Here is a 10,006-nt window from a genome sequence, read left to right on the forward strand (position 1 = left end):
TGGCATTCGCCTTTCTCCTTATGCTTGTGATATTTGGCATAGTATTCTTTACCGGAAGAAAGAAAAAATCAGCATAAAATGTAAAAAGGCTGTTGAGAAAGTTTCTGAATTTCGTTTTCTTGCGAAGGAAGATGTATATAAATACCTCGACTGAGCAAAAAACGAAAAACACCAAAAATGCCGTAAGTCCAATACCTACAGCATTTTTAAAACCCCACCGTCAACACTTCGTGTTGCCACCTTTACTGCGTAGACGCCCCCTTTTGTCTGCGTTGCAGACATTTCCCCCGATTAACGGGGGAATCACCTTTTAAAAAATGGGAGGCATAATTCGGTTAATTATATTTTGGCATGTTTCAGGAGCTTTATCAACAGTATGAGGCGGTTTGTTCCGCCTTTTATTTTTGTATTATCTTCCATTCTTCGCACAGTTTTTCGAGTGTCCAAACAGCATTTGCAGGGCTTGTGGACGGCAGGCATTCGGCTGAAATTCCAATAGTTTGTTCAATGTATTTTTTATACAGTTCGTCTGCCTTTTTGCCGTTTGTAAATATTCGCTCAATATGAGATTTTTGGATAATATCGGCAATATCATTTGGCACAACATTTTTTATACTGCTGTCGCTTGAGCCGACAATATCGCAAGAATGAATCACATCCCACACGGCTATTCCGTTTGCAAGTAGCATTGCTTTTTTCTCATCAATATTTTTAGGCACAGGGCAGTTGCAAACATTGGCAACCACCTTCCAAAACCTATTTTGCTTATGCCCATAGAAAAAGCCTTCTTCCCTTGATTTGACTGACGGGAATGAACCTAAAATCAGCACTTTTGAGTTTTCATCCCAAACCGGTGGTATCGTGTGTAAGGTCATAATTCACCTGCTTTTCAATGTTTTCTAACCAAATTATACACCGAAAACGAAAAACATACAACATATTTACAACGAAGCGGAGATTTGATATAGTAATTGAATAAGACAAACGAGGTAGAATATGAAAATTTTGATTGACGCAGACGGTTGCCCTGTTGTTAAGCAAGCAACCCAAATTGCAAAAGAGAACAATATTGAAGTCGTGATTTTTTGCGACACAAGTCACATCATAAACAGCGACTATGCCCAAATAATCACTGTATCAAAAGGTGCAGACAGCGTCGACTTTGCACTTGTGAACGAAGTGAAAAGCGATGACATTGTCGTGACTCAGGACTACGGACTTGCGGCAATGGTTCTGTCAAAAGGCGGAAAAGCAATCACGCAAAACGGAATGATAATATCCGACAGCAATCTCGAACTTTTGCTGACATCAAGATACGAATCGAAAAAAGCAAGAATGTCGGGTGCTCACCTGAAAGGACCGAAAAAGCGAACCGCACAAAACGATGAGGCTTTTGTCAAATCGTTCAAATCGCTGTTATGCGTTGATTAGTATGTACAAAAGTTAAAATTATAGTTGAATAGTGAACATTTTATTAACATTAGCACTCTGCCCTTGACAGTGCTAAAAAGTTGTGATATATTGTAGTCAGAACGAAAGGAAAGGAAGTCAAGGAGAAGAAAATGAGGCAACAGCCTCAAGAAACTCCGCTTTGTTTCCTCATCCCGAGTTCATAAAAAACAGGTTTCAATATGGTGTTTTTTATGAAAGGAGCGATGACTTATGTTGATGCCTAGTGTATTTGGTAAAGATTTGTTCGATGACTTTTTTGATTTTCCGTTTTACGATGACAAAGAAGCAGATAAACTTGAAAAGAAGTTGTACGGTCACAGAAGCAAGAATCTCATGAAGACAGATGTCCAGGAAACTGAAAACGGCTATGTTTTGGAAATGGATTTGCCCGGCTTCTCAAAGGATGAGGTTAAGGCTTCACTCAAAGACGGATATCTCACAATCAGGGCTGAAAAGGGTCTTGACAAAGAAGAAAAAGGCGAAAAAACCACAAAATATATCCGCAGGGAGCGTTATGCAGGTTCGTGCGAAAGAAGTTTTTATGTAGGCGATGTAAACGAAGCTGACATCAAGGGTGAATTTAAGCACGGTATCCTTAAATTGACAATTCCAAAGGAACAGCCAAAGAAGGAAATCGATACAACAAAATATATCGAGCTTGATTAACTGAACAAGTGCCACAGGCAAAAGCCTGTGGCATTTTCGTTTTCAAAATATAATGGCAAATAAAAAGAAAACAATTGCAAGAATTGACAAACATTTTATTATCATTGGATAGGCGGCATCCATAGTTTCGGGTGCTTTTGATGATAGAAAATCAAACAGCGGTCGACTGACATTATCCCCCACAAGTTCATCATAAGTTCTTGTGTATGTGCTGTAAGTTGACGGCTGATTTTCGTCAAGTTCAATAATTCTCACGCCTCGCTTTTTTCTGTTGCCGTAGGTGTTGAATCCACTCGACTGCGTGTAACCAAGGTCGATATTTTTATATCTGCCCACAAAACTGTTCTTATGGTCGTGACCGACAAAAACCGCCATGGCATCTCCACACTCGTTCAGTGCATCAAATTCGCCCGTATTTTCATTTGGAATTGACGGAGGTTCAAGAAAAATCCCGTCTTTTTTACAACTGTCACCAAGAACATAATACTCATTTTTATGCGTTCTGTAAGCTCTGATTGCGCCCTTTGTTGTGCTATTGACACGCTTCAAAACATTGTAAAATTCGCACATCGGAATATGTTGAAAAACAAGTGACGGAACATAAGCACCGCTCTGTTTTTTCAAATCATCTCTCGTTGCACGGTACCATTTGATTATCTTCTCATCAAACGGCTCATATCCACCGCCTTTGGCATCCGTGCCGGAGTCAAAAAGATAAATATTATTCACGATTTTTTCACCGTCAGACGAATAAATCGGGATATTGCAAGTTCCTCCGCCGTCAATTCCGACCGCCTGTTCGCCTATGCAGTTGCCGATATTTTTATAGATTTTTTCGAACTGCTCGGCATTGGAAATTCCAACCTGTCTGTCGTGATTTCCGAAAGTCACGGCATACGGAATTTTTGCATCAACAATCGGTTTCAGCAAGATTTCAAGAGTATCCTTTACCACATCAAAAAGATTTTTGTCCTTGATTTTATACGAAGTTCCGTAGCCCTTGATTTGGTCGCCGGTGAGCACAACAAGGTCGGGTTTTTCCTCCAATATTGCAGAATTCAAGAGTTTAATTGTATCGGGTGAAACGCTCGGTATCTCCTGAATATCGGTGATTTGCATAATTTTAAATTTTCCGTTTTTGTTAAATTTCAAGCTCATTTTGTATGTCCGTTGTCGGCTTCAAGCCGTTGTCAAAATCAAATTTTACGCCGTTCAAATCGGCTGTGCAAAACAGTTTTGTACCGATTTCATCAACCAACCTGTGCTTTATGTGAGGGTAAATTTTCTTTTCAAAATTGCAAACAACGCTGTATTTTGGTGACAGAGTTTTCAGCCATTTTCTGCTTGAAGAAAACGGATAGCCGTGATGACCGACCTTAAGAATATCAACCTTTCCGATTTTTTCCGCAAGGCGATATTCGTCAAAATCCTTGTTGTTGAGGTCGCCGGCAAGCAAGCAACGAAACCCGTTACATTCAAGCAAAGTGACAACGCTGTTGACATTTTCGCCATACTTCACAAGGCGTTTTTTGTATTTTCCGTTATAAAAGGTCACCTTGAAATCGCCGAGCGTTGTTTTGAGTTCGTCAAAATCTTCAACAATTTCAACATTATTTTTAATCAAGGCATTTTTCATTTGCTCGTAAACCTCGGTGTTGTCCCAACTGAGTCTTTCGTAAATGAAAATGTCTTTTTCGTTATACGGTTTCAGATACGCTTTTTTGACATTGATTTTTGGGTGATTTATCACCGTGTCAAATCCGCCGATATGGTCGGAATGTGCGTGTGTGCCAACAATAAAATCAAGAGTTACCGTGCCATCGGAAGAAGCACAATTTTTTAGCAAATAATTGCAAACTTCTTCCTCGTAACCCGGATAATTCAAATGGGGCTTGTTTGCCGGATAATCCGAATCTTCGCCGGCATCAACCATTGCAAAGTGCCCGTTGCTTTCAATGATAATGCAATCTGATGAACCCGTATTTAAGAAATGAATAAAATTGCTCATACCGCTTCCCTCTCAATATAGCACATAATGTTTTCATCATTTGAGCAAATGATTTTGTCGGCAAGCGCCTTGATTTCCTCGCAAGCATTTGCAACCGCATACTTCTTTACTTCGGTGTTGAAAACTGTCAAATCGTTTTTGCTGTCGCCCACCACCGTTACATCCTTGATGTCAAAGCCTGCAATTTGGCACAATTCACGCAAAGCCGAGCCTTTGTTTATGCCCTTCAGCATAATTTCCAAATTGTTTGTCATTGAAGTTGTAATTTCAATTTCGTCAAACTCTCTCTTCAATCTTTCGTAACACTCTGAACGCTCATCCTGATTTCTGAAAAACACATCAAACATTTCTGTTTTGAAATCAAGGTCAAATATCAAATCTTTGATACTGTCGCAAGTTCGCCTGCTTTTGTACATTTCGGGAATAAATTGGCTGTCGATTTTGTAATACTCAAACAATTCTTGCGAAAAATCAGCAGTTTCAACATACGGCGCACCGTTTGTATAAAGTTCAATAAAGGTTTTGTATTCGTTCAAAACCTTGTAAATCTTAAACGCTTTTTCGTTTGAAATTGTGCGGTATTCAATTATACCTTTTTCTCTGTGATAAATTCCTGCACCGTTTGAAAAAACGATATATTCCACGCCCTTGCAAGTTCGCAATTCTTTTGGCACTTCGTACAAGGTTCTTCCCGTAAGCAAAATAATCTTTGCTCCTTTTTGTGCAAGTCGCTCAATAGCACGCAGATTTTCTTCACTAATGTCAGTATTGCTTTTGAGCAATGTTCCGTCAAGGTCAGACGCTATAATCATAGGCATTTTTTGCACTTGTCTTTCTTTTTTATTAATTTGTATTATATATCTTTCCAAAGGATAAGTCCATATTGTCGGAATGTTTATGATGATGAATTTTGACACCATTTCAATGATAGGTGACGAGATGCCGTGTGATGCGATATATGTGCCAAACACTCCGCCGAGATACGAGCTGACTAATATATTGAATATTGCCAATGCGGCGTACAAAACAGAACTGTATAAGGGGTTTATGTTCGATTTAAAAGTTACTTTTCTGTTTATCAAATACGCCGCAATGTAACCGATTGATGTCGAAATAAGATACGAATACAAATATCCCTTGTATCTTATTCCGAGGAGTGACAGCAAAGCCGACTCGGGCAACGGAGTGTTGCATTGACTCTTGAACACGACATACAGCATAAACATATAGCTGACTATATCGAGCACCGATGTCACAACAACGCAGATATTAAACTTGAGGAACTTCCACAATTCCGACTTCTTCTTCGCAGACTTCGGAGTTGATTTGAGGCTTGTTGTCATTGCTTGTTTCCTTCTTCTTTCTGTGAATTACAAAACGGTTCAACGGATATGTCCAAATTGTCGGAACAGTCATTACAATAACCTTTGTAATCATTTCAACAATGGCGTTATCCCAGCCGTTGTTCTTGACGATTGTTCCCAAAAATGCACCAAACCAAGTGTTGAAAGCGATTGTGCAAACAACCATAACCGCATAGATAATTGTTGACATAACAGGATTTGCATCTGCCTTGAATGTTAGTTTTCTGTTCATAACATACGCTGCCGCATAGCCGATAATTGCCGAAATTGCATATGAATAAAGATAGCCCTTATATTCAATTCCAAGGAACGCAAGCACCGGATTGTCCGTTACAGGAGTTTCGTTGAGCGACTTGAACACCACATACTGAAGCAACATATACACTCCGAGTTCAAGCACCGATGTACTCGCACCTGTGAATGTGAATTTTATAAATTTCCAAATTTCTGCATGTTTTTCGGTAAATCTTTTAAAACTTTCTTTCATAATTCTTTTCCTCTTTTCTTGTTACAAGCAAGGTCATTGTTGCACAAAGGGCAACTGCCGCACTTACCGAACAAAGTCCGTAGCCGACAAGACATTCAATTCCTATTTTCCCCACTGTGCCGGCAACCGCCAAGCATCCTGCAACAAACACGATCAACATACTCGCCATAATGATTAAATAATTTTTCGTTTTCATAATCTTACCTCCCAAATATTGTTGCTTTAATTTTCGCTTGTTTCTCTTTAACTACAACATAACACTTGAATGTAAAATCCGAAAAGCCAAAACCGTAAAATGTATGTAAAATAAAAAAATCTCCGACATTTCCCGCAATGAGAAATATCGGAGTTTAATTTTTATTACATCAATTCAATAATGCTGTCTGCAAGTTCTGTCGGATTATCAATAGGTAGCCCGGCAATAAGTCTTGCCTGTGAATAAAGAATGTTTGTGTATTTTTTGAGGGTATCCTCGTCAGAATTTTTGAGCTTTTCTGCAATAGGATGCTCGCTGTTTATTTCAAGAACAAGCTGTGCTTTGACGCCGTTGTCGTTACCGCCCGGCATTTGAGAAAGCACCTTTGCCATTTCGAGGCTGACATATCCCTCTGCCGACAGGCAAACTGCGTGTGAACCCAATTTGTCGGTGAGTTTGACAGATGAAACTTCGTCACCAAGGATGTTTTTCATTTTTTCAAGCAATTCCTTTGCATCCTCGTTTTTCTTTGAAAGAGCCTCTTTTTCAGCATCTGTTGACAAATCCAAATCATCCTTGCAGATGTTCGCAAACTTCTTGCCGTCATAGTCCATAAGCATCTGAATAGCAAACTCATCCACTTCATCGGTGAAGTAAAGAATTTCGTAACCCTTTGCTTTTACGCCCTCGCATTGCGGAAGAAGTGCAATTTTTTCGGCACTGTCACCGCAAGCATAGTAGATTGTATCCTGCGAATCAGCCATTCGCTCAACATATTCCTTGAGAGTTGTGTAGCCATCGCCGTTGGACGACTTAAACATAATCAAGTCTTTAAGTCCGTCTTTGTGCATACCGTAATCGGCATAAACGCCCCACTTAAGATTTGTGCCAAAGGTCTTGAAGAAGCCTTCGTACTTTTCTCTGTCGTTTTTGAGCATTTTTGCAAGTTCCGATTTGATTTTCTTATCAATAGCCTTTGCAATAATTCTAACCTGATGGTCTTGCTGGAGAGTTTCTCTTGAAATATTAAGATTAAGGTCGGCGCTGTCAACAAGTCCCTTTACAAAGCTGAAATAATCAGGCAAAAGGTCACTGCACTTGTCCATAATCAATACGCCGTTTGAATAGAGTTGCAATCCTTTTTCGTAGTTCTTTGAATAGAAATCCATCGGGGCAACTGACGGGATGTACATCAAAGCGTCAAATGTTGCCTGACCCTCAACCTTTGAATGAATAACCAAAGTCGGGTCGGCGTAATCATAGAACTTTTGCTTGTAAAAATCGTTGTATTCTTCCGGCTTGATTTCGTTCTTGTTCTTTCTCCAAAGCGGAATTTGAGAGTTCAAAACCTCGTCATTAACTTCCGTGATGTACTCGCCCTCTTTTTCAGGGTCGGGAACTTCCTTGCTCATTTCCATAACGATTGGGTAGCGGATGTAGTCGCTGTATTTTTTAACAAGCTCCTGAATTTTATACTGTTCAAGATACTGTGAATAGTTCTCGTTTTCGGTATCTTCCTTGAGATACAAAGTTATAACTGTGCCGTTTGAGTCCTTTTCGCACTCCTCAACGGTGTAGCCGTCAACACCTGTGGAACTCCATTTGTTAGCAACATCTGCACCGACTGCCTTTGACACAACTTCGATTTTGTCTGCAACCATAAATGCAGAATAGAAGCCGACACCGAACTGACCGATAACTTCAATATCCTTTGCGTTATCGTCATCGGCATTTTCTTTTTTGAAATCCAAGGAATCAGATTTTGCAATAGTACCGAGGTTGTTTTCGAGTTCTTCGGCTGACATACCGATACCGTTATCGGAAACTTTAATGGTACGGTTTTCCTTGTCAAGGTCAATCCTGATTTTCAGGCTGTCTTTGTCTGCCTTGATGCTGTCATCCGTAAGCGATTTAAAATACAATTTGTCGGTTGCGTCACTTGCGTTGGAAATCAATTCACGCAAAAAAATCTCCTTGTGAGTATAAATGGAGTTAATCATCATATCAAGAAGTTTTTTAGACTCCGCTTTAAACTGTTTCTTTCTCATATCTATCACCTTCATAAAGAATTATAATCATTTTGGCACTCTTTATATCTGAGTGCTAATTATATTATAGCCTTTATTTTACATTTGTCAACACCGAATAATTTTTGTTCACAAAAATATCACAATCCGCTACTCAAATCAATTCTATTGTATGAGAAAAATATTTTTCCTGAAAGTGAACGGCTTCTTCTATTTCATCAACAGTAAAGGTTACACCGTCAGGCACGACAATCCATTTATCCTCAACATCGTCCGCCCTATGCACAACTGCTATAACCTTGCCGGAAAATTCCGCAACAGGCTCATTAATTCCAAGAATATACGCATCCTGTTCCTCGCCGTCACCCGCAAATATTCCCTCAATGTACCCGTAATTTATCGGATAAAACAAATCCTTGTGTTCTGGATGAAAACTGCCCATCGGTCTGTCGATTTTCACTGTAACCCTTTTCAGATTTTCAATATATTCATCTGCTTCACTATGGGAGTGAAAAGTCACCACATTGCTATTGTACTTTTCGAATAATTCATTAATTTTAGGCATAACATCAACATTAAAACGCTTAATAAAATCAATAAGTTTATCATTTGACGGCAGTTGGCAAGGCATTTCGGGTCTATTTCCTTTTCTCTTTTTCGCTCCGTCAATGCAAGTTTCCGTTGGCAAATCAAATATAAAAACCACATCCGCCTCCTTAATTCTCAATTCGAGAGTTGATATAAAATTTCCGTCAATAATAAAACTATCGGTCGCAAAAATTTTAATCTGCTTTTCAATCAATTCCGCCCGAGTGATGTGGGTACAATCCTTGTTCCAATACAGTGCATCTAAATGAAACAACGGCAGATTTGTAACAGCGTGAAGTTTTCTGCTGAAAGTGCTTTTCCCTGCACCCGGGCAACCAATCACCACAACTCTTTTGTAATCAAACATATTTTACCTCCAAATAAAATAAGCCCTTGCAAAAAATAATGCAAGAGCTTTACTTCTGTGTTCGGAATGGGAACAGGTTATCTCAATTTTAATCAGTATCGGCCGATAAATTTATTATATCACAATTAAAATTTTTTGCAAGAGAAATCAAATGACCGTATCAAAATTATGTTCACCTCAAAACAAATCAACAACATCAACTATTGACTCAACAATATAATCAGGTCTTTCAAGTTCGCATAACCATTTTGGCAATGCGACCCCAAAATTCTGTGCCGCCCACCTGATTGCAAACGCATCTTTTTCAGCATATTTAAGAACTTTTTTATAGAATTTATCGGAATCCAAATTATTTTGCTCAATTATAACCTTGCAACGCTCTTTCAAGCATTCGCTTTCATCCACAAGCGTTGAGCCCAAATCAAAAAATATCCACTTTAGATTTTCCATTTTTTCCTCTTAAATGTTTTATACATTAATATTTTTCATTTTCAATATAACATAAAATAAAATAATTGTCTACAAGAAATAACCGTAGGGGCGAACTGCGTTTGCCTAAAGTGAACACAAATATAAAAATAAACCACTCGGATGAGTGGTTTGTTTTTATGTCGGCATCGACCTATTTTCACAGGAGGCTGCCCTCCAACTATTTTCGGCACGCGTGAGCTTAACTACCGTGTTCGGTATGGGAACGGGTGGACCCTCAGCGTAATAAACACCGACTATGAACTGTAACTGTTAATCACAGTTGTTTTTGTGACCTGTTGGCTTTTCCTTTAGGTCTTGGTGACCCGTAGGAGAATCGAACTCCTGTTTTCGCCGTGAGAGGGCGATGTCTTAACCGCTTG

The 10,006-nt window shown here is 39.2% G+C and carries 11 protein-coding genes and 1 rRNA gene; 2 read left to right on the plus strand and 10 right to left on the minus strand.

The window, feature by feature from the left end; genetic code table 11:
* Nucleotides 1-398: 398 nt before the first annotated feature.
* Nucleotides 399-875 (minus strand): DNA-deoxyinosine glycosylase, encoded by a 477-nt coding sequence (locus B5D29_RS08155; protein WP_078769074.1) that lies wholly within the window; start codon nucleotides 873-875, stop codon nucleotides 399-401.
* 121 nt (nucleotides 876-996) lie between these two features.
* Between B5D29_RS08155 and B5D29_RS08160 the strand changes: the two genes are divergently transcribed.
* Both B5D29_RS08160 and B5D29_RS08165 read left to right on the plus strand, forming a co-directional pair.
* Nucleotides 997-1,431, plus strand: a complete 435-nt coding sequence (locus B5D29_RS08160; protein WP_078769075.1) for a YaiI/YqxD family protein — start codon at nucleotides 997-999, stop codon at nucleotides 1,429-1,431.
* A gap of 231 nt (nucleotides 1,432-1,662) precedes the next feature.
* Nucleotides 1,663-2,118 carry an Hsp20/alpha crystallin family protein gene (locus B5D29_RS08165; protein ID WP_078769076.1) on the plus strand — a complete coding sequence of 152 codons (456 nt, stop codon included), beginning with the start codon at nucleotides 1,663-1,665 and terminating at the stop codon, nucleotides 2,116-2,118.
* 42 nt (nucleotides 2,119-2,160) lie between these two features.
* On the opposite strand, the gene B5D29_RS08170 is transcribed toward B5D29_RS08165, so the two are convergent.
* From B5D29_RS08170 to rrf, 9 genes are all read right to left on the minus strand, one after another.
* Nucleotides 2,161-3,276, minus strand: a complete 1,116-nt coding sequence (locus B5D29_RS08170) for a metallophosphoesterase family protein (protein WP_078769077.1) — start codon at nucleotides 3,274-3,276, stop codon at nucleotides 2,161-2,163.
* On the minus strand, nucleotides 3,260-4,126 hold the full coding sequence (locus B5D29_RS08175; protein ID WP_078769078.1) for a ComEC/Rec2 family competence protein: 867 nt from the start codon (nucleotides 4,124-4,126) through the stop codon (nucleotides 3,260-3,262). Before B5D29_RS08175 ends, B5D29_RS08170 begins: the two co-directional genes overlap by 17 nt.
* The gene (locus B5D29_RS08180) at nucleotides 4,123-5,469 is read right to left on the minus strand and encodes a Cof-type HAD-IIB family hydrolase (RefSeq protein ID WP_078769079.1); all 1,347 of its coding nucleotides are present in this window, start codon (nucleotides 5,467-5,469) and stop codon (nucleotides 4,123-4,125) included. The genes B5D29_RS08175 and B5D29_RS08180 overlap by 4 nt, the downstream gene beginning before the upstream one ends.
* Entirely contained in the window at nucleotides 5,396-5,977 is a 582-nt protein-coding gene (locus B5D29_RS08185) for a GtrA family protein (protein WP_078769080.1), read from the minus strand. The genes B5D29_RS08180 and B5D29_RS08185 overlap by 74 nt, the downstream gene beginning before the upstream one ends.
* A complete protein-coding gene (locus B5D29_RS08190; protein WP_078769081.1) occupies nucleotides 5,961-6,173 on the minus strand; it encodes a hypothetical protein in 213 nt (70 codons plus the stop codon). The genes B5D29_RS08185 and B5D29_RS08190 overlap by 17 nt, the downstream gene beginning before the upstream one ends.
* 164 nt (nucleotides 6,174-6,337) lie before the next feature.
* On the minus strand, nucleotides 6,338-8,221 hold the full coding sequence (htpG, locus tag B5D29_RS08195) for a molecular chaperone HtpG (protein ID WP_200803085.1): 1,884 nt from the start codon (nucleotides 8,219-8,221) through the stop codon (nucleotides 6,338-6,340).
* A 133-nt stretch (nucleotides 8,222-8,354) separates the two neighbouring features.
* On the minus strand, nucleotides 8,355-9,155 hold the full coding sequence (locus B5D29_RS08875; protein ID WP_341465264.1) for a hypothetical protein: 801 nt from the start codon (nucleotides 9,153-9,155) through the stop codon (nucleotides 8,355-8,357).
* Nucleotides 9,156-9,332: 177 nt separating this feature from the next.
* Entirely contained in the window at nucleotides 9,333-9,605 is a 273-nt protein-coding gene (locus B5D29_RS08210) for a hypothetical protein (protein WP_078769082.1), read from the minus strand.
* Between the two features lie 159 nt (nucleotides 9,606-9,764).
* A 5S ribosomal RNA gene (gene rrf / locus B5D29_RS08215) occupies nucleotides 9,765-9,881 on the minus strand.
* Nucleotides 9,882-10,006: the final 125 nt, after the last annotated feature.

Origin of the sequence: Eubacterium coprostanoligenes (assembly GCF_900167205.1) — a bacterium.
Lineage (GTDB): Bacteria > Bacillota > Clostridia > Oscillospirales > Acutalibacteraceae > Eubacterium_R > Eubacterium_R coprostanoligenes.

Coding starts and splice junctions, on each gene's coding strand:
- B5D29_RS08155 (WP_078769074.1), bottom strand. CDS start 875: ATGACCTTACACACGATACCACCGGTTTGGGATGAAAACTCAAAAGTG.
- B5D29_RS08160 (WP_078769075.1), top strand. CDS start 997: ATGAAAATTTTGATTGACGCAGACGGTTGCCCTGTTGTTAAGCAAGCA.
- B5D29_RS08165 (WP_078769076.1), top strand. CDS start 1,663: ATGTTGATGCCTAGTGTATTTGGTAAAGATTTGTTCGATGACTTTTTT.
- B5D29_RS08170 (WP_078769077.1), bottom strand. CDS start 3,276: ATGAGCTTGAAATTTAACAAAAACGGAAAATTTAAAATTATGCAAATC.
- B5D29_RS08175 (WP_078769078.1), bottom strand. CDS start 4,126: ATGAGCAATTTTATTCATTTCTTAAATACGGGTTCATCAGATTGCATT.
- B5D29_RS08180 (WP_078769079.1), bottom strand. CDS start 5,469: ATGACAACAAGCCTCAAATCAACTCCGAAGTCTGCGAAGAAGAAGTCG.
- B5D29_RS08185 (WP_078769080.1), bottom strand. CDS start 5,977: ATGAAAGAAAGTTTTAAAAGATTTACCGAAAAACATGCAGAAATTTGG.
- B5D29_RS08190 (WP_078769081.1), bottom strand. CDS start 6,173: ATGAAAACGAAAAATTATTTAATCATTATGGCGAGTATGTTGATCGTG.
- htpG (WP_200803085.1), bottom strand. CDS start 8,221: ATGAGAAAGAAACAGTTTAAAGCGGAGTCTAAAAAACTTCTTGATATG.
- B5D29_RS08875 (WP_341465264.1), bottom strand. CDS start 9,155: ATGTTTGATTACAAAAGAGTTGTGGTGATTGGTTGCCCGGGTGCAGGG.
- B5D29_RS08210 (WP_078769082.1), bottom strand. CDS start 9,605: ATGGAAAATCTAAAGTGGATATTTTTTGATTTGGGCTCAACGCTTGTG.